At 34.9% G+C, this 26,508-nt stretch carries 28 protein-coding genes, 1 tRNA gene and 4 pseudogenes; 1 reads left to right on the top strand and 32 read right to left on the bottom strand.

The window, feature by feature from the left end; genetic code table 11:
- Window positions 1-69: 69 nt before the first annotated feature.
- The 12 genes and pseudogenes from HCJ45_RS06095 to HCJ45_RS06045 form a co-directional block, all read right to left on the bottom strand.
- Complete coding sequence (locus tag HCJ45_RS06095) at window positions 70-981, bottom strand: PTS system mannose/fructose/sorbose family transporter subunit IID (RefSeq protein WP_185344442.1); 912 nt, start codon at window positions 979-981, stop codon at window positions 70-72.
- A 21-nt stretch (window positions 982-1,002) separates the two neighbouring features.
- Window positions 1,003-1,809: a PTS mannose/fructose/sorbose transporter subunit IIC gene (locus HCJ45_RS06090; RefSeq protein ID WP_185344440.1), complete on the bottom strand. Its 807-nt coding sequence runs from the start codon at window positions 1,807-1,809 to the stop codon at window positions 1,003-1,005.
- Window positions 1,810-1,832: 23 nt separating this feature from the next.
- Complete coding sequence (locus HCJ45_RS06085) at window positions 1,833-2,798, bottom strand: mannose/fructose/sorbose PTS transporter subunit IIA (protein WP_185395723.1); 966 nt, start codon at window positions 2,796-2,798, stop codon at window positions 1,833-1,835.
- A 384-nt stretch (window positions 2,799-3,182) separates the two neighbouring features.
- The gene (locus tag HCJ45_RS06080) at window positions 3,183-4,049 is read right to left on the bottom strand and encodes a helix-turn-helix domain-containing protein (RefSeq protein WP_185344436.1); all 867 of its coding nucleotides are present in this window, start codon (window positions 4,047-4,049) and stop codon (window positions 3,183-3,185) included.
- Between the two features lie 510 nt (window positions 4,050-4,559).
- Window positions 4,560-4,781 (bottom strand): hypothetical protein, encoded by a 222-nt coding sequence (locus HCJ45_RS14985; RefSeq protein ID WP_246456503.1) that lies wholly within the window; start codon window positions 4,779-4,781, stop codon window positions 4,560-4,562.
- A gap of 515 nt (window positions 4,782-5,296) precedes the next feature.
- A complete protein-coding gene (locus tag HCJ45_RS06070) occupies window positions 5,297-5,683 on the bottom strand; it encodes a hypothetical protein (protein ID WP_185395724.1) in 387 nt (128 codons plus the stop codon).
- A gap of 13 nt (window positions 5,684-5,696) precedes the next feature.
- A pseudogene (locus HCJ45_RS15155) lies at window positions 5,697-6,977 on the bottom strand (T7SS effector LXG polymorphic toxin).
- A complete protein-coding gene (locus tag HCJ45_RS06060) occupies window positions 6,974-7,342 on the bottom strand; it encodes a DNA double-strand break repair Rad50 ATPase (RefSeq protein ID WP_185395725.1) in 369 nt (122 codons plus the stop codon). Before HCJ45_RS06060 ends, HCJ45_RS15155 begins: the two are co-directional and overlap by 4 nt.
- Window positions 7,343-7,627 carry a DUF3130 domain-containing protein gene (locus tag HCJ45_RS06055; protein ID WP_185395726.1) on the bottom strand — a complete coding sequence of 95 codons (285 nt, stop codon included), beginning with the start codon at window positions 7,625-7,627 and terminating at the stop codon, window positions 7,343-7,345.
- A 146-nt stretch (window positions 7,628-7,773) separates the two neighbouring features.
- A pseudogene (locus HCJ45_RS14970) lies at window positions 7,774-7,905 on the bottom strand (hypothetical protein); the annotation flags it as partial.
- Between the two features lie 118 nt (window positions 7,906-8,023).
- Window positions 8,024-8,096, bottom strand: a tRNA-Lys gene (locus HCJ45_RS06050).
- A gap of 83 nt (window positions 8,097-8,179) precedes the next feature.
- A complete protein-coding gene (locus HCJ45_RS06045; RefSeq protein WP_185395693.1) occupies window positions 8,180-9,121 on the bottom strand; it encodes an NAD(P)-dependent oxidoreductase in 942 nt (313 codons plus the stop codon).
- A 130-nt stretch (window positions 9,122-9,251) separates the two neighbouring features.
- On the opposite strand from HCJ45_RS06045, the gene HCJ45_RS06040 reads away from it, so the two are divergent.
- A complete protein-coding gene (locus tag HCJ45_RS06040) occupies window positions 9,252-9,890 on the top strand; it encodes a pentapeptide repeat-containing protein (protein ID WP_185395694.1) in 639 nt (212 codons plus the stop codon).
- A gap of 19 nt (window positions 9,891-9,909) precedes the next feature.
- Here HCJ45_RS06040 and HCJ45_RS06035 read toward each other — a convergent pair whose 3' ends face one another.
- The 20 genes and pseudogenes from HCJ45_RS06035 to HCJ45_RS05940 all read right to left on the bottom strand — a co-directional run.
- Entirely contained in the window at window positions 9,910-10,962 is a 1,053-nt protein-coding gene (locus HCJ45_RS06035) for a bifunctional transcriptional activator/DNA repair enzyme AdaA (RefSeq protein ID WP_185395695.1), read from the bottom strand.
- Window positions 10,959-11,732 carry an isocitrate lyase/PEP mutase family protein gene (locus HCJ45_RS06030; RefSeq protein WP_185395696.1) on the bottom strand — a complete coding sequence of 258 codons (774 nt, stop codon included), beginning with the start codon at window positions 11,730-11,732 and terminating at the stop codon, window positions 10,959-10,961. The genes HCJ45_RS06035 and HCJ45_RS06030 overlap by 4 nt, the downstream gene beginning before the upstream one ends.
- Before the next feature lie 115 nt (window positions 11,733-11,847).
- A complete protein-coding gene (locus tag HCJ45_RS14965; protein ID WP_246456499.1) occupies window positions 11,848-13,035 on the bottom strand; it encodes a hypothetical protein in 1,188 nt (395 codons plus the stop codon).
- Window positions 13,036-13,489: 454 nt separating this feature from the next.
- A pseudogene (locus tag HCJ45_RS15150) lies at window positions 13,490-13,705 on the bottom strand (SA1320 family protein); the annotation flags it as partial.
- Between the two features lie 17 nt (window positions 13,706-13,722).
- Window positions 13,723-14,583, bottom strand: coding sequence for a DUF1672 family protein (locus HCJ45_RS06015; protein ID WP_187124242.1), 861 nt, complete (start codon window positions 14,581-14,583; stop codon window positions 13,723-13,725).
- A 116-nt stretch (window positions 14,584-14,699) separates the two neighbouring features.
- Window positions 14,700-15,338: a hypothetical protein gene (locus HCJ45_RS06010; protein ID WP_187124241.1), complete on the bottom strand. Its 639-nt coding sequence runs from the start codon at window positions 15,336-15,338 to the stop codon at window positions 14,700-14,702.
- Window positions 15,339-15,401: 63 nt separating this feature from the next.
- Window positions 15,402-16,262, bottom strand: a complete 861-nt coding sequence (locus tag HCJ45_RS06005) for a DUF1672 family protein (protein ID WP_187124240.1) — start codon at window positions 16,260-16,262, stop codon at window positions 15,402-15,404.
- Window positions 16,263-16,318: 56 nt separating this feature from the next.
- Entirely contained in the window at window positions 16,319-16,990 is a 672-nt protein-coding gene (locus HCJ45_RS06000; protein WP_187124239.1) for a hypothetical protein, read from the bottom strand.
- 143 nt (window positions 16,991-17,133) lie between these two features.
- Complete coding sequence (locus tag HCJ45_RS05995) at window positions 17,134-17,508, bottom strand: hypothetical protein (RefSeq protein WP_222717898.1); 375 nt, start codon at window positions 17,506-17,508, stop codon at window positions 17,134-17,136.
- Window positions 17,509-17,673: 165 nt separating this feature from the next.
- A complete protein-coding gene (locus tag HCJ45_RS05990; protein ID WP_187124238.1) occupies window positions 17,674-18,783 on the bottom strand; it encodes a hypothetical protein in 1,110 nt (369 codons plus the stop codon).
- A gap of 1 nt (window position 18,784) precedes the next feature.
- Window positions 18,785-19,330, bottom strand: coding sequence for a hypothetical protein (locus HCJ45_RS05985; protein ID WP_187124237.1), 546 nt, complete (start codon window positions 19,328-19,330; stop codon window positions 18,785-18,787).
- A 103-nt stretch (window positions 19,331-19,433) separates the two neighbouring features.
- Complete coding sequence (locus HCJ45_RS05980) at window positions 19,434-20,564, bottom strand: hypothetical protein (protein WP_187124236.1); 1,131 nt, start codon at window positions 20,562-20,564, stop codon at window positions 19,434-19,436.
- 221 nt (window positions 20,565-20,785) lie between these two features.
- Window positions 20,786-21,565: a hypothetical protein gene (locus HCJ45_RS05975; RefSeq protein WP_187124235.1), complete on the bottom strand. Its 780-nt coding sequence runs from the start codon at window positions 21,563-21,565 to the stop codon at window positions 20,786-20,788.
- Window positions 21,566-21,767: 202 nt separating this feature from the next.
- On the bottom strand, window positions 21,768-22,877 hold the full coding sequence (locus HCJ45_RS05970) for a hypothetical protein (protein WP_187124234.1): 1,110 nt from the start codon (window positions 22,875-22,877) through the stop codon (window positions 21,768-21,770).
- Between the two features lie 379 nt (window positions 22,878-23,256).
- On the bottom strand, window positions 23,257-23,823 hold the full coding sequence (locus HCJ45_RS05965; RefSeq protein WP_187124233.1) for a hypothetical protein: 567 nt from the start codon (window positions 23,821-23,823) through the stop codon (window positions 23,257-23,259).
- Between the two features lie 10 nt (window positions 23,824-23,833).
- Window positions 23,834-24,244, bottom strand: coding sequence for a DUF4064 domain-containing protein (locus HCJ45_RS05960; RefSeq protein WP_187124232.1), 411 nt, complete (start codon window positions 24,242-24,244; stop codon window positions 23,834-23,836).
- The gene (locus tag HCJ45_RS05955; protein ID WP_187124231.1) at window positions 24,231-24,677 is read right to left on the bottom strand and encodes a hypothetical protein; all 447 of its coding nucleotides are present in this window, start codon (window positions 24,675-24,677) and stop codon (window positions 24,231-24,233) included. Before HCJ45_RS05955 ends, HCJ45_RS05960 begins: the two co-directional genes overlap by 14 nt.
- Before the next feature lies 1 nt (window position 24,678).
- Complete coding sequence (locus tag HCJ45_RS05950) at window positions 24,679-25,134, bottom strand: hypothetical protein (RefSeq protein ID WP_187124230.1); 456 nt, start codon at window positions 25,132-25,134, stop codon at window positions 24,679-24,681.
- A gap of 183 nt (window positions 25,135-25,317) precedes the next feature.
- On the bottom strand, window positions 25,318-26,187 hold the full coding sequence (locus tag HCJ45_RS05945) for a DUF1672 family protein (RefSeq protein WP_187124229.1): 870 nt from the start codon (window positions 26,185-26,187) through the stop codon (window positions 25,318-25,320).
- A gap of 107 nt (window positions 26,188-26,294) precedes the next feature.
- Window positions 26,295-26,507 (bottom strand): annotated as a pseudogene (locus tag HCJ45_RS05940) (SA1320 family protein); the annotation flags it as partial.
- Between the last annotated feature and the right edge of the window lies 1 nt (window position 26,508).

Below are 26,508 nucleotides of genomic sequence, written 5' to 3'. Positions count from 1 at the left end.
CTTGTGTCATACACTTAAAACAAAAAGAGGCTAGTTGTTATTGCGCCAGCCTCTTTTTGCTCAACATTTTTATAGAAGCCCGATTACATGTCCAACTATACCAACTACAAATAGTCCTAAGATGATAATAATTGGGCTGATTTTTTTCTTAAGTAACCACATACATAAGAAAGTAAGTGCTACTGCTGCAAGTCCTGGGATTAAGTTATCCAAGTTATTTTGCAAGGTTGTTACTTTAATTTCAGAAAGAGCTAAACCTGCTTGTTGTTGTTCTAAGGCCGTTTTGATACCTTGAGCGCCTTGTGGAAGGTGACTCCAATCAATATACGCACCTTCATCCAGTTTAACTTTTGAGATTATCGGCGCAAACTGAATATTTACCCACCTTTGTACCAAGGCGGCGAGCACAAACATCCCGAGTATCGAGGCACCTTTTGTAATATCTTGTAGTAATCCACCAGAAAGGTCATCAGTAATTTTCGAACCTGCTTTATAGCCAAATTCTTGTGTATACCACATAAAGCCCCAACGAATGACGTTCCATGCAACAAAGAATAAAATTGGTCCAAGAATGTTTCCACTTAAAGCTAGAGAAGCACCTAATGCTCCCAACATCGGACGAATTGTAAACCAGAATACTGGGTCCCCAACACCTGCTAGTGGTCCCATCATACCTACTTTAACACCTTGAATTGCTACATCATCCACTTCTGCTCCATTTGCACGTTCTTCTTCTAGAGCAAGTGTTACACCAAGAATTGGCGATGCAATGTAAGGATGTGTATTAAAGAATTCTAAATGACGTTTTAACGCCGCTGAACGATCTTCTTTTGATTTATATAATTTTTTAATAGCGGGAATCATTGAGAAAGCCCAGCCACCATTTTGCATACGTTCATAGTTCCAAGAGCCTTGAATGAACGTAGAGCGCCATGCGACACTTAAGCGATCTCGTTTTGTTAATTCGATTTTTTCTGCCATGCTTTTCTCCTCCTTTTTTAATTAATAATCATTTAATATGTCGCCGAGCGGATCTTTGGAGTTTCCGCCTCCGCCACCATTTGAATTACCGCCACCCATTTTAGATAGGTTTAGGTAAATAAGAGCAAGTGCAACACCTAGAGCACCAATTGCGATAAGTGTTAGTTCAGAAATCGCAGCTACTACGAAACCGATAACGAAGAATGGCCATACTTCTTTTGTAGCCATCATGTTGATTACTAGTGCATAACCAACTGCTACTACCATTCCTCCGCCAATTGCCATACCATCTGTTAACCAAGCTGGCATTGCTTCTAAGAAATTTTGAACGCTGTCTGCTGGAATGAATAAAAGCGCTGCTGCTGGAATCGCGATACGAATACCTTGCATACAAATCGCGGAAATATGTAACCACTCTACGCTCCGTATATTCCCCTTTTCAGCTGCCCGGTCCATCAAGTGAACGATTGGAACTGCTAATGTACGAACGATCATTGTTAAGAAAAGTCCTGCTACTGCTAGTGGAATTGCAATAGCGATTGCGGATGGAATACCTGCTACTCCTTGACCACCTAAAACTAAGATAATTGCTGAAGCTACTGAGGCAAGCGCGGCATCCGGTGCTACTGCTGCTCCAATATTTGCCCATCCAAGTGCGATCATTTGAAGCGTCCCACCAAGGATGATACATGCTGTTAAGTTACCTGTTACGAGTCCAATTAATGTACATGCGATTAGCGGCTGGTGGAATTGAAATTCATCTAAAATCCCTTCAATACCTGCTAAAAATGCAATAAGTACTACTAAAATTATTGATATGACAGACATAATAAACCTCCTATTTTAATTTTTTATTGTGCCTTTAATTCATTTTTTGCTTTTTTAAGAATTTCTTCCATGTTCGCACTTGAGTCATTTGGAACTTTACGAACATCGAATTTTACCCCTTTTGATTTTAACTCTTCGAAAGCTTCCACATCGTCTTGACCCATGGAAAGCACCTTGCTAACTACCACTTTACCTACTGAGTGAGCCATTGATCCAACATTTACTTGAGTGATTTCTACGCCGCCGTCAATTGCGCGTAAAACATCTTGAGGATTTTCAAATAATAAAAGTGCTTTTGTATTGCCGAAACGTGGATCTTTTGCAATCTCAATCATTTTGCTGACTGGGATAACATTAGCTTTTACTCCTGGTGGTGCAGCTTGTTCGATTAATTTTTTACGAAGATCATCTTTAGCAACAGCATCTGATACAACAATGATTCTTGTTGGATGTGTTGCTTTTGTCCATGCAGTGGCTACTTGACCATGCAGCAAACGAGAATCAACACGAGCTAAAACAAATTCAATTTTGCCATCGCCAACAGCTGCAATTTCTGCTTGTGGTTGTTCAGTAGTCGCTTCTTGTGGCTCTAGTTCTTCTGGTTTGACACGAACGCCTTCTTTAGCTGGCGCAAGGATATTAGCTGCGATTTCATGCGCAGTTTCCATTGTAAAACGTGATGAGAAAGCTTCGATTAACATTGGCAAATTAAGCCCTGCTACGATTGCCCACTTATCTTTATGTAATTCATAAAGGCCATTTGCTTGGTTAAATGGTGTGCCTCCCCAAAGATCCACTAAGAATAAAACTTCATCTTGGCTATCAAATGATGCAATTGCAGCTTCCATTTTAGCTTTGATATCTTCAGGACCTTCGCTTGGCATCAAAGTGATTGCTTTAACATTTTCTTGCTCTCCGAAAATCATTGTTCCAGATTGCAAAATGCCTTCAGCGAATTCACCGTGAGTTGCGAGGATAATTCCTACCATCTTTTTCCCTCCTATAATAATTCATTTATTTTGCTACCCGCTTTATATAAAGCAAGATTTGTGCCAAGTCTAGTGTTTTGTCCTAAAAACGCCTTAATACCAACGTTTATAAAAATTGGATATTTAACGATATAGTTAGTGTATCAGCGATTAATACAGAAATTTCAAGCTAAAAAAGTAGTGTATCTGAGAAAAAGTTTCCCTTAAAGGTACCAATTTGGTATACTTCAACATCCGAAGCTACTTCCTTAAATAAGTTTTAACGCCAATAATCCGCCTACATTACTAATAAATCCTCAGGTAAATGCTTGCTAACTTTGATAAACTTACCTTGACCAATAAAAACACCCCCAAAGCTGGAAAAAACTTGCTTTGGGGGCGATTTTAGATATTAATATAATTTTTTACATCCTTTTTTAATGCTTCTGCTATATCATTCTGCTCTAGCCCATTCAAAAGTTTAATCGATTCTTCAATTAGAGGGATGCCTTCAGAACGTTGATGAAGAAGACATAGTAAAATGCCTTTTGTACCTTTACTGAAAAGCCACAGGGTGTAGTATTCATTTTCTTTTGCATTCTGAATGGTTAGATTTATATAATCCAAAGCATTGGAATAATCTTGTTGATTTAAAAGTAAGGTACTAATATTCATTAGTGTATTAGTTCGAATACGTTTAATATTAGTTACATGTTGATATTTCTCTGTTTGTTTAATTAAACGCTGACTAATGGTTAGAGCAACTTGACTATCAAACATAAAAAATATGCATGTTAACAGCTGTATATCGTCCATAAACCAGACATCATTTTTAGAAATACGCTCCCAAATTGGTAATACGCATTGTGCGGCTTTTGCATAATCATCCTCACTTTCAATGATGATTAGCGCTCTTACTATAAGTAAATATTCTTGAATAATTGGATCTGGCTCCGTGAGAAGATATTGCCTCATTTCTTTTTCTAAAGCTGACCACTGTTTAAGCCGAATACTCGTATTGATATTATTGAATTTTTCTAATAATTTTTGCCTTTCACTAAGCTGAAAATTATTAAGTATAAGAGAAAATTCATCATATCTTACACCTAATTGCTTTAAAATATGTTCAAACGTATCTACTGTCGGATTTGTTTGATTACCTTCAATTTTCACAAGTGTGCTTCTAGATATATTATTTAGACACACCTTTTTTTGATTAATATTTTTGGCTTTTCTAATAAATTTAACTGTATCCCCTATAGTTTTATTCATGTTGCAAAGGCCTCTTTTCTATTTTTGAGTAATATAATACCCAATTTGACTTTTTCTTTAGTATACCATGATAACCTAATGGTAATATAATAAAATTAGTTGGGGGTTGAATGCGATGTTTAGCTATGTCACAAGTTCATTAGCCTTACTTTTCGGTCATTGGTGGGTTTAAAAATGGTTTCATTTCGGGAATAAGCCATTAATTACAGAGAAAAATATAATAGAAAAACTCTATACAATTTGATATAGAGTTACAGAGAAGAACGAGACAACGTGAAGGGAATTACATGATCGAGCGTATTTACACATAATGGAGAAAAAACCAAGTGATCATTCACTTGGTTTTTTTGCGTTATGCTAGATTTTTTAAAGTTTCTATAAATAAAAACTGTTTAAGCTCGACAGCCTAGACAGTTTTTCGGTATGGGTTGTGAGCCACAATCCGCTGATTACGAGTCACTCCAAAAGATAATAGCGATAATAAATATTGCTATATATTGTATTTTCTTTTTATTGATTTTCTGCTTCTTTTATTTCATCTTCATATGCATCTAACGCTTCCGATTGAACTTCATTGATTTCTTTTTCTATTTCAATATTGTCTTGACCATATAATTCTGTTTCTTTGTCACTGTCAATATTTATTTTTCCATAGTTAACGCCTAAAGGAACATAATAGGCATCTTCTGGATCATAAGACAGAAACAACATATAAGTTTCATCGTCTTCCATTTTTTCATAACCAGCTATGTGATAGGTCGTATTAGTTTGATCGTCATATCCTTCATTTTCATAAATCGGAATGATTGAACCTTCCTCTAAGTTTTGATTTATCTCATTTTTTATTACTTCTTAATATAATCACAAAAATTAAATGTAAATAAAAGTGCCAATCTAATAATAAATAATCTATTCTAGCTTTTTTGTAGTTTCACAAACAAAAAAGAGCCTCCGCATATAGCGAAAACTCTAACACTCTAAGATGGGTTGTGAGGGGTTCGAACCCACGACCCGCTGATCAAGAGTATTCCACACTACTAATAAACTAAGAATAGCTAGCATGTTAAACGGCTCTATAAGAGTATTTCCCCACTTATTATCAAAACATGTGCTAAACAAAAATAAAGTGAAAATTTATAAGTATGGTTTCCTTTGATACGGTTCAACAATCTACACTTTCAAAGCTGACTGCTCCGCCTTAATTAAGTGAAGTGGATGATTTTGCACTGTCTCTAATTCAGTCTTAATTATGAAGATATGCTTCTCCATTTAATTTCTTTACATACAAACCTTGTTACAGTGTCATCTTCAATATCTTCACTACTATACCAATAAAAATCTTCTTCTTGTTTAATAAAATGTGCACCTAATATATCTAAAGTCAAACCTAAATCGTTGTTTATATGAAATTTACTGACTCCACTTAAACATAATTCTATATTTGTCATAAACTCCGATTGTCTTTGTATCAATAAATTCACTACTGGCTCTGTATTCATTATCATCGAATATTCCTCATCAACATAGGTGCCACTTGAATATGTCAAACCGTTTATACAACTATCATGAAAATTATTAATCAAATGCATCAAGTTATCAATATCTGCTTGAGTTTCTATTTTTTCCCATTCCATTAATTATCTCTCCTCACTTCAATCTTTTTGGTTTTTCAGGATTTGTCCAATCCCATTTGTGCCTATGCGGAAATTCATGTGTTCCATCATCTGAATGATTAAAATCTATATCTTCTTTTGCTCTTCCTTTTTCATCGTAATACCTTCTTTGTTTTACACTTCCATCAGCATTAAGAATATCTGCTGAAGAATTTGGTTTTCCAGCCTTTGGTAAACTTCCCTTTTCCACAACTTCATGATCGGGCATTTTTTCGCCTTTTTTAATAATATCTTCAAAATCAGTTCCATTGGTTTCCTTCTTCTTTTTCTTCTCTTTCCTCTTTCTCTTGTCAGGGTTTGGAATCGTCAGTTTCTTTCCTCGATATCTTCCTGCTCTATAGGAGAAAGCGAGCCCGCTAAGGATAGATAATACTTGCACACTGCTTATATCTGCCCCAGTAATAGGATCTTTCTTGTTTTTTAGCGATGCCAGAATGCCTTTTAATAGTTCTGCCTCTTGGGTTGCTGCATTGGCTTTTTTTGGTAAGGTTCCATTTAAAACGGCTTCATTGTATGCATTCGTGGCTTCTACATCTACTTTACCATCTTTTTGTAAGATCCACTTGCCACCTCGGTAATCTTTTTGGTAGTCGTCAAAGTTAATGGTCACTTCATTGCTTTTGGCTTTATCTAAGGCTTTCCGCATTCATTCTAGCGGTTGGATGTCTAGTTTACTCATATCATAGGTACCTGTTTGACTGTTAAACTGAATATTATTTTGTAATTCGCGCACTGTCTGCTGAATACTCTGGACTAAAACCGTTAAATTTTCAAAAAAATTTTCATGGCTTTGTTCAAATGATAAATATTTTTCTAAAATATTTTCCTTTTTATAGGCAGCACTTAATTGCGAACGATAATTTTGCATTTGCCCTTCTGTTCCAGAATTCATTCGTTGTGCAAGATCTTCTTTATTTCGTTCGATTTTATCAATCTTTAGTTCTAATTCGTATAAGCCTGCTGCGTCTATTTTTGCGTTAGCTGAGCTGTCCACTTGCGCATGAAAATCTTGGATATACTGAGATAAACGGTCTTCACTTTCAGACATAGCTTCTTTAATCGCATCGCAAAGGGCAATATAGGTTGTTTGATAGTATTGTTTGGATGCATCAATGGCTTTTCCTTTTAAGCTATCATCATCTGTATATTGTATCACGACTTTTTGAATACTTTGAATAGCTTTTTCCCCATCTTCATTCGAGGTTCGGAGTTTTGTTAAGAATGTTTGTACTTCTCCGATATCGATTCTGCTCATCTTGTTAGCTCCTTTTGTATACTTTGCTGCTCTCTCTCTATTTGATACAAATTTTTTTGACAACTATTTATTTTTTCTTGCTGTTTTTCTCTTTTGGATACCATGTTTTTACGCCAGTTTTTCTTTTCCTCTTCATGAATATCTTCTAAATAATACGCAAAATTCCGAGCTTCATCCCCTTGCCAAAACTCTCGTAACGACGCCATCGTTTCCATTTCTAATTGACAATGACGCGCAAAATCTTCTTCCAACCATTCCTGCTCATTTTGTTCCCGTTTGAGCAGTAGTAGCGTGTCTTCTGCCGCTCGTTGTTGTTTTTGGAGTACCTGTAACTGTTGTTCTAATTCGTAGCTGTTTGTGTCCACTTACTTCACCTCTAAGCCCATGGTTCGTTCTAGTTCCCGGTCTTTATTGGTGAAGGATAAGCCTAATTGTTTTAATCTGGTAGCATCCGTCTCTACCACACCCCGAAAAACATCAACCGCTTCTACCAAATCAAACATCGCCGTTCTAAAATGGTTAATGGAATTCGCTCGACTATAGGCCATATTGCCATCTTTCATAGGTAAATAGTCGACTTCATTTCCTTTCTCTCCCAGTTTCGTGGCATATTTTTGCAAACTTGCTTCTCGTACTTTTATTTCACTCATTTCTGCACCTCATCTTTGTATCTATGTGTGTGTATTCACAACACAATTGTAGCAGGTTTTTTCCTAAGTTAACAGAAATAATCCAACTTTAAGTTTTCTTTTTATTGATTTTCTGCTTCTTTTATTTCATCTTCATACTTGTTTTGTTATTCATACTCAATATAAATTTTGTTTAAACAATTATTTTTCAAAAATGAAATAATCTTTTTTACTACTTCTTCTAATTTATCTTTCATTAAGGTTTGACTGATTTTATTAATATCAAAACACTCTAATTGATTATTATAGCTTCATACCACTTATATCCTTCTATCCATTCATTAGCATCAATTTTAATGTAAACTAATTCAGATAAAAAAACCGCCTAAGCTCAACAGCCTAAACGGTTTTCCATGATGGGTTGTGAGGGGTTCGAACCCACGACCCGCTGATTAAGAGTCAGCTGCTCTACCAACTGAGCTAACAACCCGTCGTATTCCGACAAAAAATATTATATCATAATTTAGCAAAATTACATAGCCGCAGCGTCTAACCACGGCTATTTTTACTGTTCTAATAAACCGGATGAATGGGAGCTTTTCCGGCTAATACAGCTTCGACATTTGAAATCGCCATTCGTCCCATTTCTGTGCGAGTTTCGACAGTTGCATTACCAATATGCGGGGTCAAAACTACATTATCTAAGGCTCGTAACGCTGCGCCAATTTTAGGTTCAAATTCAAAAACATCTAGCGCCGTCCCAGCTATCTCTCCACTTTTCAATGCATTTACGAGTGCAACTTCCTCGACAACCGGCCCACGAGCTGCATTGATCAAAAATGCGCTGGGTTTCATCATTTGGAGCGTTTTTTCATTGATTAAATGCTTTAAATCAGGATTGTAGGCCGCGTGAATTGTTACTACATCACTCTGTTTTAACAATTCGGTTTGGCTAACAAATTCGGCGTTGTAGTCTTTCGGATTATGCCCAGAATAAATAATTTTCATTCCAAAAGCGGCTGCTCGTTTTGCAACTGCCTGTCCTATCCTACCTAAGCCAATAATTCCAAGGGTTTTTCCACTTAATTCCGTGCCTAAAAAGAACGTCGGTGCCCAGCCTGTAAATTTCTCAGGTGCTTCACGACATAGACGGTCTCCTTCAGAAATTCTCCGGGCTACGTCCAAAATAAGCCCCAATGTTAATTCAGCAGTTGCTTCTGTTGATACATCCGGGGTATTAGTTACCACAACCCCTAATTCTTTCGCCTTATTCACAGCAATATTATCAAATCCTGCACCAATATTCGCAACGATTTTAAGATTTTTTGCGGCTTCTAAAACTTTTGCGGTTATTTGTGTGGAAAGCGGGCAAATAATTGCATCTACCTCCGCCACCTTTTTGATTAGTTCAGTTTCTGTTAAATCATCGCCTAAAAGTGTTTCAATTTTCCATTTTTCTAGTGCTTTCATTGTTTCTGGTAGTAATTTTCCCGTTACTAATACGCTTGCAGTCATTTCGTTCAATCCTCCAATCCCATTTTTCATCTAAACTCATTGTAAGCCGTTTTTTAGGAAAGGTAAATGATTTTTCAGCCCAATTCCAAACAATATAAGCTATAATAGAAGTGAAAGTGAGGTAAGAAAAATGAAAAAAATTACTGCGCCGCGGATTCCGGATGGAGATTTGACGGTCTATCCAGACGATACATACGTGCTTGAAGATATTGGGGAAGTGAGTGAGAAAATCTTTAAAAGAACTTTGCTTACAGGAGAAATTTTCGAACATTTTCAATTAGAAACAATTATCTTTGAAGGCTGTGTGTTTGATTCCGTCTCTCTTGTAAGTGCGAATTTAACAGATGTGATTTTTAGAAATTGCGACTTGTCGAATTTAGATTTGATGGGAGCTGTCATCCACCGCGTTCGATTTGAAAATTGCAAATTAATTGGGGTGAATTTCAGCGATGCGACACTTAGAAATTGTGTTTTTGATGATTGTTATGCGGATTATATCGCCTTTCGCTATGCTAATTTAAAATGGGTTTTGTTTGAATCTGGCGCTTATACAAATAGTGATTTTAGTGGTGCGCAATTAGTTGATACATATTTAGAAGGTCTTGATTTAAATAAAGCACAGTTTTTAAATTGTACGCTGAGTGGAATTGATATTAGCTCTTGCATTTTTGAGTCTATCACTGCCCTACCACAAGATTTAAAAGGGGTAAACATTAGTTATTCTCATGCCCCGGCTTTAATGCCACTATTTGGAATTCACATAAAATGATAAAAAAGATGGCTCCCTTTCATTCCGGAACCATCTTTTCATGATTGATAAGCCATTCTTTCCGAGCAAGTCCGCCACCATAGCCTCCTAATGCACCATTACTATTGATTACTCGATGACACGGAACAATTAGCGATAGTTGATTCGCCCCATTTGCTCTTGCGACAGCGCGACTTGCAGTAGGTTTTCCAAGCTTCTCCGCAAGTGCTTTATACGAAATCGTCTCACCAATTGGAATCCGCCTCAATTCGTTCCAAACACTTTGCTGAAAAGCGGAACCAATGTAGCGAATTGGTGTTTTAAAGTCCACAATCTTCCCATCGAAATATAGCGCCAATTCTGCTTCCACTTGCTTGATAACATCTGTTTTTTCAGGTGAAATTCCTGCTTTTAATCGTGTGCGCAATTTTTTTATTTCTGTTTCCAAACCTTTTCGATCAACAAATTCTAAAAGTAGCAAGTGGTCCTCATCTGAAATTGCCAACATCGAGCCAAGTTTCGTCTCAAGCCAGGCGGAGTATAAAATGGTGATGTCCTTTGATTTATGAGGAACATCTCCCATCGTTTTTGAAAAAGCATCGCGAAATCCATTTCCTGACTCATAACCACTATCCATCTGCGCATTGATGATTGATTCACCATTTCGAATGTGTTTAAAGGCAAGCCCCAAGCGACGCGACCGAGCATATTCAATAAATGTCATTCCAAATCGCTTCTGAAACTGGCGTCGTGCCGTATTTGCACTAATTGACAAATCATCAAAATCTTTATCCGTCCACTTCTTCTCCGGATTTTTTTCAATAGCATCAACAAGCAACTTCACAGCTGGCGACATTTTTGTTGGATTTGAAAGTGGTTCACAACGTTTACAAGGTCGATAAGATGCCAAAAGTGCTTCTTTAGCTGTACTAAAAAATTCACAATTTGCTTTTAGTGGCTTTTTCGCCGGACAAGTTGGTCTACAAAGTATCCCGGTTGTCTTCACCCCAACAAAAAATACTCCTTCGTAATTCGAGTTTTTCTCTACTAACATTTCATAATATTTATCAATATCTCGCGAGTTAGTAATCATACATTTTCAACTCCTCCGAAAATCTTTTCCGCTGCTTGTTGAATCGCTAAATTAGCCTGAAAATAACTATTTGGCCCGTAACTTATTCTTTTTACGCCGATTTCTGTTAGTTCAGCGGTGGAAACCATTCCGTCCATTAGCATAACATTGACTGGTAATGGAGATTTCTGGACAAAAGTACGGATTAATTGCGGCGATAGTAACCCTGGAATAAAAATCGAATCTGCACCTGCTTTGGCATATGCTTTTGTTCGTTTGATTGCTTCATTTACTAGCGCTTCTGTCTCTTTTCGTCCCTGGAAAAAGATGTCCGTTCGTGCATTTATAAATATATTCGCATTTCTTTTAGCTACCGTTTGTTTTATTGCCTTGATTTTATCACAATATTCCTCCGTGCTGCATAATGCGGGATTGGTAGCACCCATGAGTTGATCTTCTATATTTATACCAGCTATTCCAATTTCAAGTAGGCGTTCAGTGTTTTTGGCAAGTTTATTAAGATTTTCAGCATAACCACTCTCGATGTCTACAGTTAGCGGGAGTGGTGTATTTGCCGCAATTCGTGATAGAACTTGGAACATTTCGTCAAAAGTTAGTCGCTCTCCGTCTGCCACTCCAAGATTTTCTGCGATTGCGTAACTGCTTGTTGCCATGGCTTTTGCCCCGCCTGCTTGTATCGCTCGAGCAGAAGAAACATCCCAACAATTATATAAAATTAGCGGTTCCTTTTTTTGGTGTAGCATTTTTAATTTTTCTTCGTTTTTTATCATTGTTTTCAACTCCATTTGTTAAGATAGACTTACTATAATGGAATTTTGATCGAAGTATACCAGTAAAATTAACACCAATGTAAAAAATCAAGTCTGCTGACAAACTTGATTTTTCTTAAAACTTTTTACGTTGGTTAATCGTTTTTATCAATGGAATATAAAAATCAAATATGACTTCATCTGAATTATTTAAAATAACCCCATATAATTCATCCGCTTTTATTTTCCATTTTCTTTCTCTAGCGTAGCGCTTCATTCGCTTTCGCATATACTTTAAATCCACATTGTTCGTATCACGTGTTTTAAGAGCATCTGCGACTTCGATGGATTCATACCCAAATAAATCATTATTTAATTCTACTTTTTGATTTGTTGGTAAATAATATTTAAATTCATAATAGGTTTTTTTCTTAAATGGTTTTTTTATGAAAAAGAACACTGGCCCAGTTTGATTGATATTATTTTTAATAACTATTTCTTCTAAATCCTCAAGCGGAAAATGCCAATCGTCTAATTTACTTCTGGTTTGGTATGTCAAACAATGTTCAAAGTATAATCCTTCTTCCTCTATTTTCCCATAAACTTCTACAAAAAACTCTGGGAATTTATATTTACAGTAAGCAGTTAGTAAGTATTCTGGAAATAGCGTTATTCCTCCTAAGGTGATAAACATCATGATAAGAAGTATTACCGCCAACAATATATTATTTATATCTTCCCCAACTATACGCATTACAAGTAGTAAACAGGAAATAACAATTATAAATATTAAACTCTTTATACTTAAATTCAGTCCGTCATTATTACTACGTTTCTTTTGTGTCATTGAGCCTTCCCGAAAATCTCCTCGTAGTAATCTCTTCTTAAAATAAAAGCAAGAAAGTATAAAAATTATCAGCCATATCGTTAAAAAAATAACGTTGGCAAAATACAGAATTCTCATATCAAGGGTTATTTCATTTTGAAGTACATAAAAGAATGACGTATAGAAGAGTTTTGCCAATATAAATATGACCCCTTGTAAACAAAAAGCAGTTAGTAAATACTGAGTTGCTTGGTATTTTACGGTCAAATTCTTTGGAGATAGCAGAAAATATGATGCTATCGCAACAGCAAGCATGCTAGAAGTTATTTTAGGCGAACCAAAATTACCTGATACATCTTCCAATAAGACTTGTTGTCCTAAATTCAAAAAGAAAATTATTAAGAAACTCCATTTTAAAAACCTCTTATTTTCCAAGGGATCTGCCCTTAATCTCATCGTGAAGTTTAGTGTATATACTTGTTCTAGGTCTATTTTCAATGAAAATCCTCCGTTTTTATGTGGGCATTTTTATAGAAATGTGTTTATTATTTTTGATTACGTCAGTAGGTGGAATCATATTCGCTTTCAAGGAACCTTGAATTATCAAAGTCCTGTTCGTTTTGGTATCGCGAAATCCATTAGGTCTCCCATCAAAAACCAATTAATTTCTAGGGTACAAACTTAATCAATAGTAGCTTTCGAATTCTGTTACATCCATAAATTGGCAAGAAACATTTAATTCTGTATAGAAACGATCAATTTTAACAACTTCAATCTGGTTTACTTGAAAATTTTCTTCATTAATTACACCACTTACTTTGCTTTTACTAACTTGCAAATGAAAAAACAAATGATAAAATGCCGTTAATTGACTTCTTTCTTTTTCATTATCAGTAAAATCTCGATTTTCTATCAAATACTTCAAATAAGCCATCTCTTGTTCTAACCTTTTTCCCTGCGTACATTCAAATACCATGCTAAACTCGCTTGTTTGTGTATTTTCTACGACCATGTAGTCGAGACCAGATACGGTGTTGTATTCATCTGCTTTGACTTGGTACGTGGTATTATTTACATCTAACGGAGTACCTCTTTTAGGACACTTATAGACCCATTTATCACTCAATTCTTTTAAATCCATATCTGGTGTTTTAAGCTTTGTTACCATACATTTTCGCTCCATGCTTATTTAATTATATCTTCTACAGATATGTTTTCTCCGTCAGGAAGACCCACACGATTTACAATAAAATTCTTATAAATCGTAACCATATAATTTCCTTTAGGCAAGCCTACCTCTTGTTGAAGCTCTTTTGCTAAGTCATCTGCTACCTTTTGTTTAGGAAGTTTATTTTCTTTAGAATAAAATTCCATTGGAATAGATAAAATTGTATTCGTTGGGTCATCTTTTGCAAATAATATTTTTAATTCACTTACAGTAATTTTCTGATTTTCTAAGTATGCCTGATACACACTAGGAAAACTCAAAGACGATGAAGCAATAAAATAATGATTACTTGTATAACCTTCGGATGCGGTTTTATCGATAGCCTCATCTCTCATCCCCAGCAAATCATTTTCCTTCGCTATTTTTTCAGCAAATGCATCCAAATGCTGAAATTCTGCCTCATATGCTTTTGCGTATAATCCGCCTACAATCGCTTTTTCTACTTCTCCTTCTTCACTTCTTGCGCTTCCAACATCGTCTTTATTAAGAACTAGGCTCACTATTACAGAGGTATGAAATTGAATAGGTTCCTCGCACTCTACCATCACCACTGCCGCATTTCTCGCTGGAACCACGTTATTCACTTTCACATCTGTTTTATAGGTTGTTTTCATATAATTGATTGCTTCTTGTTTAATTTCTTCCTCATGTTTTTTTACTCGTTCAGCTGACTTGTCTCCGTCCACAAACGAAAACCCTTGCCCCACATAATCTTGTACGGGTGTGGTTCCTTCTTGTGCTTTTTCTTCTGCCGTTTTATTGAAACAACCTCCTAGTAACAATAAGATTGCGAACAAGCCTATCAATATTTTTTTCATCGGTTCTCCTATCTTTTTGTTATTTTTTTCACATGTCAATATACTCCGTTACATTTTTTCTGCTTTTTAAAAAAAATCTGGATTGATTTTAATTTCTTTTCCCATCTTTTGTCCTCCTATTCTACCATCTTGTATTGGATATTCTTTAATTTAATCGTTATATTTTTTGTATCAATTTCTATACCATTTTCTTCTTTGTCCTTAGGATTCTCCTCTGCAAAAGCCAAAACCATCGGTACGGCGGTGTTAGGTTGGAAGTTTCCAATTTGGGATTTTGTAAGCTCCGGAACCCCATTATCTAAAAATTTCATTTCCGACATTGCTTTATTTTCAATACTCACTTGAAAACTAAGATCTTCAATTCTTGTATCTGTTCCATTCACAATTACAACAGAACATTCTAGAGCATCCCATACTGGGTCATAATAACAATAATCTCCTATCAAGAGTGTGATTGAGTTATCCGCTATCAATTGCCTTGTATTGTTATATTTCTTTAAATCCTGCTCATATACTTTCAAAGTTTCATCATTTATATAATCTGCTTCAGGAGGCAATTTCACCGTAATAAGTTGTTCATGTTGTGGTTTTCCTTCATTGCTTGCAATCGTCACTTTTTTATCCTGTTTTTTAACGGTTTTAGTTTGTTTCTCTGTATCTGTTTTTTTCATTTCTTCATTGTCGCACCCCATTAGTACTAAAATAGTTGCAATTACTATCATACTAAGTACTTTCATTAAATTTCTACCTTGCATCTTTTAACCCACTCTCTTCTATCTAAAAATCCCGCTGCATCAGCAACCAAAACGACATCTTTATCAATTAATTGTTACGTCTGCCTCTATGTTTTCTCCATCAGGTAAACCTACCCTATTGACAATAAGATTTTTATACACCGAAGTCTCGTAAGTCCCTTTGGGCAATCTTGATTCTTGCAGTATCTCACTTGCTAAGTTATCTACCAATTCTTGCTTAGGTAAACTCTCCTCCGCAGAGAAAAAATTCATTGCAATTTCCATTTTTTCATTTAATGGGTCATCCTTTAAAAATAAATTTTTCAGCTCATCTACTGGAATTTCTGGATTTTCTATATAGGCATTATAAACATTGGGATAATCCAAGGCGCCTATAGCAATAAAATAATATTTTTCTGCATAACCCACTGATGCGGTTTTATCGATAGCCTCATCTCTCATCCCCAGCAAATCATTTTCCTTCGCTATTTTTTCAGCAAATGCATCCAAATGCTGAAATTCTGCCTCATATGCTTTTGCGTATAATCCGCCTACAATCGCTTTTTCTACTTCTCCTTCTTCACTTCTTGCGCTTCCAACATCGTCTTTATTAAGAACTAGGCTCACTATTACAGAGGTATGGAATTGAATAGGTTCCTCGCACTCCACCATCACTACTGCCGCATTTCTCGCTGGAACCACGTTATTCACTTTCACATCTGTTTTATAGGTTGTTTTCATATAATTGATCGCTTCTTGTTTAATTTCTTCCTCATGTTTTTTTACTCGTTCAGCTGACTTGTTCCCGTCCACAAACGAAAACCCTTGACCCACATAATCTTGTACGGGTGTGGTTCCTTCTTGTGCTTTTTCTTCTGCCGTTTTATTGAAACAACCTCCTAGTAACAATAAGATTGCGAACAAGCCTATCAGTATTTTTTTCATCGGTTCTCCTATCTGTTATTTTTTTCATGTTTCTATATGCTTCATTACGTTTTTTTCTACATTTTTGAATTTTCCCCATCTTTTGTTGCCCATTCTACAATGGTATACTTAATATTTTTCAAATGAATAACAACATCTTCTGGATTGATTTTTATCCGCTTCTCTTCATTTACTTCTGAAGACTCTGTTGCAAAAGCTACCCCCGTGGAAAACCCTTCATTTGACTGAACTTCTCCAACATCTTTTTTTGTAAAACTATAAGTCCCATTATCCTTAAAAATCATATCATTTTGATTCTTAATTTCTAAATTAACTTCAAAACTAATATCTTTAATGGTAGCATTTGTGCCGTTTATTATTACAGCCGAACATTCTAATTCATCTAATGTAGTATCATAAAAACAATAATCACCCAGTAAGAGTGTGACTGAGTTATCTATAATTAGTTGAGTTGTATTGTTATACTTCTTTTTAGCTTGATTATATAGTTTCAATGTGTCTTCATTTATATAATCTGCTTCAGGAGGCAATTTCACCGTAATAAGTTGTTCATGCTGCGGTTTCCCTTCATTGCTTTCAATCTTTACTTTTTTCTCCTGTTTCTCAATACTTTTTGGTTGTTTCTTTGTTTCTGTCTTTGTAGTTTCTTCATTTCCGCATCCAGCTAGTACTAAAGCCAATACAACCATTGTCATACCAATGAATTTCATTAAACTTAAACCGCGCATCTTTTAACCCACTCTCTTCTATTCATTAAACACCATTACCAATTGTATCCGCCGCCATTTTGTCTATTTCTTCATAAGTTTTAGAAAAATAAGTGAATCTGAAAAGTCACTATTTTTTCTTTTTAAATTACCGTATAGTCGATTTATAAGGCCCAATTAGAGTCCCTTCCTATTTCGCTCAGCAGGCTAAGTATTAATGCTATTACACTCACAATTGGATTATTTAAAAAGAATGATAAAACTAGTAAAAAAATTACGCCAATAAAGGATAAGATAGACTTAGGATTGGTTTGGATTTCTACGGTTTCTCCAGCATTTACTTTCACTGTCTTGCTTCCAAAAAACCACTGATTCGCACTTATTTCAGCGGAATCCCCCTGTATTTCTAGTGCTACCTCTTCCTTGTGTTTTAACGATTTTACTTTTTGTTTATCTAGTTTTAACGATATTTTACTTGCTGCTCCCATTGCTCCCGTATTTCTTTTTACACCAATTTTTATGTACTCTGCATCTATCATCTTTCCTATTGTTTCATATAAAAATAGAGCTCATCTGGTTTTTTATAAGCCCCATTACAGCTTTGTCATAGGGGCTAATTTTATGGACTTTCTGATACTCTTTATATTCTTCAGCTTTATTTCGAAAAGAATATCTGTATCAAAACTATTTATGAGCACGGAATACTACTTGTTTTTTTCATTCATTTCTTTTATAAATGCAGGTAGCGATTTTTTGTTTATTTTGGTTAAATAGAGTTTGTCTTTGTTAGGTTTTTTCTTGGGATTACTAAGGTCTTGGTGTCCCGTAAAATAGGCATCACCATTAGATGTTAATACCATTTGATTGATTATATTTTTGTAATCTGATGAAAACTCTTTCCCTTGGAATAAATCAAAAATAGAACCATTGACCACGATAAACATATCTCGATATTTCGCTTGGCCACGCGCTAATTTTTTCACGCCAGTATCACTTATTTGATAAAAACCTTGTTCTGGTTTTTCGCTGTTGTATAAAAATAATTCTCCCAGCTCCCTTTGTTGGACAAATTGGACCGGAGTACTCCAATCTCCGAAGGGAACTTTTTTTAATTCTTCCCCTACATCCCATGCATGTAGTAAATCTAAATCTCGAGAAATAACATATACTTTTTGACTTTTATAAGAATAAATATAAATAGTATCTTGAAAAACCGTCATTTGATCTGTCGAAAATGGTGTATCTTTGATAATATCGGTTAAAGGCTTTTCTTTGTTGATTTTCCCTTCTGTGCTCCACCGAGTTAGCGTGTAGTCCTTGCCATTTCTCTTAGAAAACAGTATCGCATTTTCGCTATTGGTAAAAGTGCCCGTTCCAATATAATCCCCTTTTTCTTTTCTTATATTCGATGAAATGGGAATATATTTTTCCGGTCCTACGACAATTCCTTTTTCTTTTGTTACGTTAAATACGCTCATTTCTCCAGATGGATTAGAACTAGATGAGAAAGCAGCTAACTTTAAATCATCACTTTCTAAATTTGTTATTGAGAGCATTTGACTTTGAGTTAATTTTAAATTGGAAGGAATCTTTTTAAAACTTACTTGATCTCCTAAGTCGCTCGCACCTTCAGAATACATATCTGAAACTAGGTAGAGCTTATCATCTTCCATGATTTGTAATAACCCATCTTCATCTATTTCTACTGACTTCCCATATTCGAAAGAGTGCGGTTGATGTGCTTCAGGAGATTTTTGTGTGCAACCAACGAGAAGACAGCTGGCTACTAAAAGGTAGAAAATAAGTTTTTTCATTTTACTTTTTCCCTTCTGTAATTGAATTTTTATTAATTTGTTTAAATCCTGCATCTTGGAATCGTAGATACAGGTCTACATAGTCTAGCTTTCCAGAGTGGATTTCTGCTTCAGGAAAGCTACCTTCTCCAAATTTTGTTCCTAATTTTTTATTAGATTCTTTTTTCCACCTTGCTAAAATATTTCTAGTTTCCTCAGTTGGCTGGATATCTATGGTTACGATATCGTCCAGCGGGCTCTCCTGATGAATTGTTTGTATACTTAATGTCATTTTAAATGTAGCAGCAGTTGATTTTAAGTTTTCCCGTCTAATTTCTGCTTTAATTTTGTCATCTTCCGTGACTGCCTCCCCTACATCTCCAGCAGTAGTCATCACTGATATCGGCATTCCTATTATGGGCAATGAGCCCACCGCAAAAGTTACAATCGGAATAGCCCAATTAGCATTATTAGACTCTATTTTTTCATTTAAATCTTTTACTACATCATCTCCCATATCACAAGCAATCTTGTATTCATTGCCATAATGTTTAATTGAAAAGTTCATTAGACGTTTGTCATCTCGATATTAATCTTTATATTGTCTTATTTTCTTGTTCTAATCCTTTTACGAAAACGTTAGAATCAATTTTTTTAAAATGCTTTGTAAATTAATTTCTCTTCTTTCCATATTCTTCGAGAAAACTTTTTAACTTGTCTTTTTCCACTTTTATCAAATATCTTGTGTATAAAGCTTCTTCTTTTGGTTTTTCTTCTGTTAAATTTTTACTAGATAGAAAGTAATAATCTCCATTTGCAGTAATACCCTCTCCAGCAGCTCGACTTAACCTTGCTGTTTTCAAATTATAATCTGCATTTTCATCATTTAGATTTATAAGATTTGGACCATGTATTGCGTATTTATCTTTGTAATCTGGATTCGAGAAATCCCATGGAGTTATATTATCCGTTGTTACATCAAAATAATGACTTTCCCCATTTTCTTCTTTAAGATAAAATATACATTTTTTTAGTTCATTCTGATAGATAAATTCTCCAGTATTCCATTCTCCTAGTTTATCCTTCGACAAATAGGCGCTTAAATCATATTTTTTTACTACTTGCAGTTCATTAGTTAATTGGTAGATGGTCTTTGTTTCTTTGGAAAAAACATAAATATAATCTCCAAAGGTGCCTATACTATCGCAACTTGCTTGTGAGTTTTCAAGAACCTCTGTAACCGAAAGCTTATTTTTTATTTTGCCTTCCTTATCCCACGTTGCTAATAGTCTGTTTTCTATTGTGTGATCATCTCTAAATCCCATTACTTGATTGCCATCTGATAATTCAGCGGATACTACAGTATACTTAGAAAGCTCATTCTGGTATAAATCAAAATATACTCCAGAAAAATTAAAAATCCCTTCTGAATCAATTGTATCTTCATTTCTTAGGTCAAATTCTTTACTACCTTGTACCGCTAGTTTTAATTTAGCATCTTTCTCTCCTGATTTTTCAGAAATTGTTGTACTTTTTGTTTTTTGTACTTTCTGATCCATCCCCATCCAGTAGAAAGAAATATCTTGTGTAGTTTTGTCCTGAATCCCGAACAAAAGTTTATCTTCAGATATCCGTAAAATCGCACTTTCAGATTTCTTTTTATTTATTTTATAGACTTCTCCATAGGCAAAATTACCTTTTATCTTTTCTAAACCGAATGGAGTATCTTTTTCAATATCTTTCTCACTACAAGCAACTAAAATACAAAACATACAGATAATCATTAGAATTAATTTTTTCATCAACTTCGCTTCCCTTCAAAAACGTAACCTTCCTTATAGTCGCTCCAAACTTCTTCATTTAATAACTTAGCTTGAATTTTTTTGCTTTTTTAGTTTTTATATAAGTCTTCTGGTACTATAAATCTTTTTCATTCAAAATATTATCAGATTGGTATGCTTTACTTGGGTTAAACTAAGGAAAATCTTGCTTATTTTGACTACTTTTTTAAGTTTGCTTATTTTTACTCTTCACTTGTCTTTTTAAAACTGATTTTTGCTTTTTTGGAACTATCATATTTTAGGTCTTCATAGTACCAGAAATAACAGTCGTCTCCGTCTAGTTCTATCGGAATCACTTTTGTGGGGTGTTTTCCATTGACGGTTAGATTAGGCGCATTTTTGTCGTAGGACATGCCCCATTGGAGCTGGGTGGTTTCTGGGTAGAGATTGAAGCTTTGATAGGCATTGTTTAAGTTTAAGTTAATTTCAATCTCAAACTTCCTCCCCTCTTCTTCATAAATGTCCTTTTCGTTTTCTGCTGCAATCTGTGTTGCATTTGTTGGTGTGGAGTATTTTATTTGATTTCCCTCTTTTTTGACTTTGAATTTATATACCACTAAAGCATCGCTATAATCTTTCCCCTCCAACAAATTACCAATAAAAAATAATAGCGCGTCGGTTTCACTTTCTAAGAAAAGTACTTTTTCTTTGATTACTTTTTTGTTGGTGTAAGAAACCCCTTCTTCGTCAATTGCAAAATCGCTGCCTTTCACCGCATCCTCTATTGTATCGTAATAAGAACGTTCTATTTTTTCCTCCTCTTCCGAATCGTCATTCGTGATAGTTTGTTTGGTTACTGTTCCGTTATCTCCTGTCGTGGTGGTTTGGGATTTGGTGACGGTCTTTGTAGCATCGTGGTTATGACTGGATTCATTATCGTTTTGAAACATGTGCATGAACAGATACATTAAAACCAGTAGTAACAGCATTAACCAGAGTCTTTTCGTTCGAGTCATTTTCATTTTATAGCTCCTCGTAAAATAAGTTTTAGAAAAATAAGCGTAGTGGAAAAGTCACTATCTTTTCTGTTTAAGTTATCGTGTAATCGATTTATGCGTCGCAGTCAGGGTCCTTTCCTATATCGCTTAGCAGGGCCTACTACACCAAGAAGACGAGAAAGTGGCTAACTTTAAATCATCCCTTTCTAAATTTGTTAACGGAATACTACTTGTTTTTTTCATTCAATTCTTTGATAAATGCAGGTAGCGATTTTTTGTTTATTTTGGTTAAATAAAGTTTATCTTTGTCAATTTTTTTCTCGGGATTACTGAAATCTTTGTGTCCTGTAAAATAGACATCACCATTAGATGTTAATACCATTTTTTCGGCTATGTTTTCATCATATCCCAGAAACACTTGTCCTTGAAATAAATCACAGAAAGACCCATCAGCCAAGATAAACTTATCTTGATATTTCGCTTGCCCATAAGCTAATTTTTTCAAACCAGTATCACTTATTTGATAAAAACCTTGTTCTGGTTTTTGACTATTATATAAAAATAGTTCTCCCAGCTCCCTTTGTTGGGCAAATCGGACTGGACTTCCCCAATCTTCAAGGGCGACTTTTTTTAATTCTTCTCCTATATCCCAGGCATGTAGTAAATCTAAATCTTGGGAAATAACATATACTTTTTGACTTTTATAAGAATAAATATAAATAGTATCTTGAAAAACCGTCATTCGATTCGCAGAAAATGCTGTATCTTTGATAATATCGGATAAAGGCTTTTCTTTGTTTATTTTCCCATTTTTACTCCACCGAGTTAGCGTGTAGTCCTTGTCATTTCTCTTAGAAAACAGTATCGTATTTTCACCATTGGTAAAAGTACCTGTTCCAACATAGTCCCCTTTTTCTTTGTTTATATTCGATGAGATGGGAATATATTTTTCCGGTCCTACGACAATCCCTCTTTCTTTTGTTACGTTAAATATGCTGAGTTCTCCGGATGGATTAGAATTGTATGAGAATGGAGGTGTCGTAAAATCACGACTCTCTAAATTTGTTATTGATAGTATTTGACTCTGATTGGGTTTTAAGTCAGGAGTAATCTTGGTGAAGCTTACTTGAGCCAGTTGTTCAATTCCTTCTTTGGAGTACATTCTTGAAACTAGATAAAGCTTGTCACCTCCCATGATTTGTAAGAACCCATCTTCATCTATTTCTACTGACTTCCCATATTCGAAAGAGTGCGGTTGATGTGCTTCAGGAGATTTTTGTGTACAACCAACAAGAAGACAACTAGCTACTATGAGGCAGAAAATTATTTTTTTCATTTTACTTGTTCCCTTCTGTAATATAGTGGCTAACATTTCGGGGGGATTTTGCATCTTGGAATCGTTTATACATGTCTACATAATCTAGCTTTCCCGATGAATTGTTTGTATACTTATTATCATTTTAAATGTTTCCGCTGTTGACTTTAAGTTCTCCATTTTAATTTCTGCTTTAATTTTTTCACTTCTAGCAAATGAGTATTAAGCTCGTTCATATTCGTTTCAAGTGGTCCGAAAAGTGGCGTATTACTGACATGGTAGTTGATTCTGAATTACAAGTATCTATCCGTTTTTGTAGTTCTGCATGGGACTGATAAAATATCTGAGAGGCTTTCTTTTCTCTCAGATTATATTCGCCTTGATTAGTCTTACTAAATACTTAATGATAATTAACTGTTATATTTTTTACTGTCATATCCATCTCGTTTGATGGGAATTCGTCTTTGCTTGGATTGAAATTTTGGCAAGGCAGTAGAACTTTTAGTGGGATAATACTATTTGGCTTCATTGTACCAAGAATATTATGCTCAAAATCTACATCTTTACTCATGATTATGGCTTCCGGATAACCATCTATTTGTAGCTCCATATCCATAGTAAAGCTATCAATATCTTTCCCACTGTTGTTAGCCACAAATAGACCTACTCCAATTACTTGATCCTTTCTAAAAAAATGACCATTCAGTAGAACTGCTTCTACTTCTAAATTCGATTTCCCGAATACCCTCTCTATCTCTCCTTTTGCTTTTAGATCTGCATAAGCTGTCTCAGAGCTCTTCACAAAATCAGCATCATCCTGATAGAACTCGGGAATTTGCAGAAAAAATGTTTTCTCTTTTTCTACCGCCTCTTTATTAACATCGTTGTAATCATTAGTTTTTGTATTATTTCCACAAGCAAAAAGACCTACGGATATAAGCAAAATCATCACTATTATTTTTTTCATTTGTATCTCCTTATTTTTCCATCCCATTTTTATTCTGTTGGTTACTCTCACGCCAATATTTGTTATTAAGAAGCATAATCCCTGCCACTAAATAAAGAACTCCTACTAAAGAGAAAAAGCTAATAACTCCCATAATAATTAGTACAATTCCCCAGCCTTTTTTAGGTTGCTTTTTCATAAAAATCCAACAAACTAATCCCATTATTCCTATCATAAGTGGGACCCCAAAAAAGACTGTCCAAAGCCAGAAACCACCCATACTAATACTCGCTACTTCCCAGTAGGTGGCTGTAAAATAATCCCCATTAATATTAAACTGGATAGGGGTAAAGCTCCCAATTAATAAAATCCCTAGCCCCATCAACATAAATAAAATAGCTCCTGTGATAGTTAGTATTTTTTCTATTTTAAAATGATTCATTTTTTTGATTACCTACCTTTTTAAAATATAGTTTGTTGACCGCGTTTATTTTGAGGATTATTACTACAACTGACAATATAAAAATTATTGTCCCCAACGGAATTAGAAAGAAACGGTATGTATATAGGAAATGGGCATAACCTGTCAAACCACTAAACCATTGATTAATATATGGGTACACAAATACAGTCGTACCAAAAACAATAATCACTAGTGCACTAAGCACAAAATACATCAGTTTATTTTGTGATTTATGGACTGCTAATTTAGGATTATTAATCTTTAAAGTTGCCTTCACCTGAAAAACAACGGTTAGCACCATAATAAACAAATAAATAGTCCCTACTCCTAGAACCCCTGTATAAAAAATGGCTGCGTTCACAAATAAGTTAAGTAACAGAACAAGCCAATATTTCTCTTGTAAAAAGGTCATTTTACTCCCACCCTTTTAAATATTTTTCATTTATAAATGCCGACAACGTATTGGGCTTAATCTTATCTAGTATGATACGCCGCAAAGATCCTCTTAAAATAATCGCAAACGGAACAAATGCAACACATACATAGAAAATAGAAGCAATTGTATATAAATTCACTAATTTGTTATCATATGGTGTTTTCACTAATAATTTTATTTCATTTCGATCTTTCCACAGCCATTTCACATTGATTATCCAACTGAACAAAAGGCACAACAGCATCGGGGTATATAGCATTATATCTGACATCGTAGGGTACTCCGCCGAAAATTCTATCAGCTGTTCTGAAAAACAAAATAGCATAATAAATACACTTATTCCCACTACCAACAAAGCCATGAAAGGCGATGCTTCCCATAATAACCTACCTGTAATATGTTTTCCGAGTTTATTTTTTACATTTTCACTCATCTTTTACACTCACTCCTAGTTAATATGATTTATGAACCTACCAGTAAATCCACTTCCTGGTTAATTCTATGATGGTATTATTAATTGTTAAATTTCTTCCTCTTTCTGGATGTTTTATAAGCCCATTTTCTGCTCAGCTCAATTAAATCTGTATCTGGAGTTTTTAGCTTTGTTGTCATATACTTAAGCACCCTCCTTATTTATTTCTTCTACATCTATATTTTCACCATCTGGCAATCCCACTCGATTAACAATAAAATTTTTATAAACTGTAACTGCATATATCCCACTGGGGATTCCTTCTTCTTGTTGAATTTTTTCTGCTAAATTGTCTGCAACTTCTTGGTTAGGTAATTTACCCTTTTTAGAATAAAACTCCATTGGTATCGACATATCTTTGCTCGTAAAATCATCTTTTGCAAACAGTTTCTTTAATTCCTCTGCTGAAATATCTTGATTTTCTAAATAAGCATTATAAACAGTTGGGTAATCTGAAGCGAATATTGAAAGAAAATAGTAATTACTTGTATAACCCTCAGATGCGGTTTTATCAATTGCTTCCTCTCTCATCCCCAGCAAATCATTTTCCTTCGCTATTTTTTCAGCAAATGCATCCAAATGCTGAAATTCTGTTTCATATGCTTTTGCGTATAATCCGCCTACAATCGCTTTTTCTACTTCTCCTTCTTCACTTCTTGCGCTTCCAACATCGTCTTTATTAAGAACTAGGCTCACTATTACAGAAGTATGGAATTGAATAGGTTCCTCGCACTCCACCATCACCACTGCCGCATTTCTCGCTTGAACCACGTTATTCACTTTCACATCTGTTTTATAGGTTGTTTTCATATAATTGATCGCTTCTTGTTTAATTTCTTCCTCATGTTTTTTCACTCGTTCGGCTGACTTGTCTCCGTCCACAAATGAAAACCCTTGACCCACATAATCTTGTACGGGTGTGGTTCCTTCTTGTGCTTTTTCTTCTGCCGTTTTATTGAAACAACCTCCTAGTAACAATAAGATTGCGAACAAGCCTATCAATATTTTTTTCATCGGTTCTCCTATCTTTTATTTTTTTCGTGTTTTTATATGCTTCATTACGTTTTTTTCTACATTTTCGAATTTTTGTTACCATCGTTTGCTTCTTATTCCACTCTTCTCTGTGCACCTTCAAATACCATGCTAAGATCGCTTGTTTGTGTATTTTCTACGACCATGTAGTCGAGACCGGATGCGGTGTTGTATTCGCCTTCTTTGACTTTATAAATAGTTCCATTTACTTTTATACTGTTGCGCTTTTTAGGATGCGTATAGACCCATTTTCCACTTAACTCGATTAAGTCTGTATCTGGTGTTTTTAGTTTTCCTTGCATA

It is taken from the genome of Listeria immobilis, assembly GCF_014322845.1.
In the GTDB taxonomy this organism is placed as follows: domain Bacteria; phylum Bacillota; class Bacilli; order Lactobacillales; family Listeriaceae; genus Listeria; species Listeria immobilis.
Note: the sequence above shows the minus strand (reverse complement) of the source record. Positions and strands in the feature narration are given on the sequence as shown.

Bases quoted from the DNA above. Each gene is read 5' to 3' on its own strand.
- HCJ45_RS06095 (WP_185344442.1), bottom strand. From the start codon at position 981: ATGGCAGAAAAAATCGAATTAACAAAACGAGATCGCTTAAGTGTCGCA.
- HCJ45_RS06090 (WP_185344440.1), bottom strand. From the start codon at position 1,809: ATGTCTGTCATATCAATAATTTTAGTAGTACTTATTGCATTTTTAGCA.
- HCJ45_RS06085 (WP_185395723.1), bottom strand. From the start codon at position 2,798: ATGGTAGGAATTATCCTCGCAACTCACGGTGAATTCGCTGAAGGCATT.
- HCJ45_RS06080 (WP_185344436.1), bottom strand. From the start codon at position 4,049: ATGAATAAAACTATAGGGGATACAGTTAAATTTATTAGAAAAGCCAAA.
- HCJ45_RS14985 (WP_246456503.1), bottom strand. From the start codon at position 4,781: ATGGAAGACGATGAAACTTATATGTTGTTTCTGTCTTATGATCCAGAA.
- HCJ45_RS06070 (WP_185395724.1), bottom strand. From the start codon at position 5,683: ATGGAATGGGAAAAAATAGAAACTCAAGCAGATATTGATAACTTGATG.
- HCJ45_RS06055 (WP_185395726.1), bottom strand. From the start codon at position 7,627: ATGAGTGAAATAAAAGTACGAGAAGCAAGTTTGCAAAAATATGCCACG.
- HCJ45_RS06045 (WP_185395693.1), bottom strand. From the start codon at position 9,121: ATGACTGCAAGCGTATTAGTAACGGGAAAATTACTACCAGAAACAATG.
- HCJ45_RS06040 (WP_185395694.1), top strand. From the start codon at position 9,252: ATGAAAAAAATTACTGCGCCGCGGATTCCGGATGGAGATTTGACGGTC.
- HCJ45_RS06035 (WP_185395695.1), bottom strand. From the start codon at position 10,962: ATGATTACTAACTCGCGAGATATTGATAAATATTATGAAATGTTAGTA.
- HCJ45_RS06030 (WP_185395696.1), bottom strand. From the start codon at position 11,732: ATGATAAAAAACGAAGAAAAATTAAAAATGCTACACCAAAAAAAGGAA.
- HCJ45_RS06015 (WP_187124242.1), bottom strand. From the start codon at position 14,583: ATGAAAAAAATATTGATAGGCTTGTTCGCAATCTTATTGTTACTAGGA.
- HCJ45_RS06010 (WP_187124241.1), bottom strand. From the start codon at position 15,338: ATGCAAGGTAGAAATTTAATGAAAGTACTTAGTATGATAGTAATTGCA.
- HCJ45_RS06005 (WP_187124240.1), bottom strand. From the start codon at position 16,262: ATGAAAAAAATACTGATAGGCTTGTTCGCAATCTTATTGTTACTAGGA.
- HCJ45_RS06000 (WP_187124239.1), bottom strand. From the start codon at position 16,990: ATGCGCGGTTTAAGTTTAATGAAATTCATTGGTATGACAATGGTTGTA.
- HCJ45_RS05995 (WP_222717898.1), bottom strand. From the start codon at position 17,508: ATGATAGATGCAGAGTACATAAAAATTGGTGTAAAAAGAAATACGGGA.
- HCJ45_RS05990 (WP_187124238.1), bottom strand. From the start codon at position 18,783: ATGAAAAAACTTATTTTCTACCTTTTAGTAGCCAGCTGTCTTCTCGTT.
- HCJ45_RS05985 (WP_187124237.1), bottom strand. From the start codon at position 19,330: ATGAACTTTTCAATTAAACATTATGGCAATGAATACAAGATTGCTTGT.
- HCJ45_RS05980 (WP_187124236.1), bottom strand. From the start codon at position 20,564: ATGAAAAAATTAATTCTAATGATTATCTGTATGTTTTGTATTTTAGTT.
- HCJ45_RS05975 (WP_187124235.1), bottom strand. From the start codon at position 21,565: ATGAAAATGACTCGAACGAAAAGACTCTGGTTAATGCTGTTACTACTG.
- HCJ45_RS05970 (WP_187124234.1), bottom strand. From the start codon at position 22,877: ATGAAAAAAATAATTTTCTGCCTCATAGTAGCTAGTTGTCTTCTTGTT.
- HCJ45_RS05965 (WP_187124233.1), bottom strand. From the start codon at position 23,823: ATGAAAAAAATAATAGTGATGATTTTGCTTATATCCGTAGGTCTTTTT.
- HCJ45_RS05960 (WP_187124232.1), bottom strand. From the start codon at position 24,244: ATGAATCATTTTAAAATAGAAAAAATACTAACTATCACAGGAGCTATT.
- HCJ45_RS05955 (WP_187124231.1), bottom strand. From the start codon at position 24,677: ATGACCTTTTTACAAGAGAAATATTGGCTTGTTCTGTTACTTAACTTA.
- HCJ45_RS05950 (WP_187124230.1), bottom strand. From the start codon at position 25,134: ATGAGTGAAAATGTAAAAAATAAACTCGGAAAACATATTACAGGTAGG.
- HCJ45_RS05945 (WP_187124229.1), bottom strand. From the start codon at position 26,187: ATGAAAAAAATATTGATAGGCTTGTTCGCAATCTTATTGTTACTAGGA.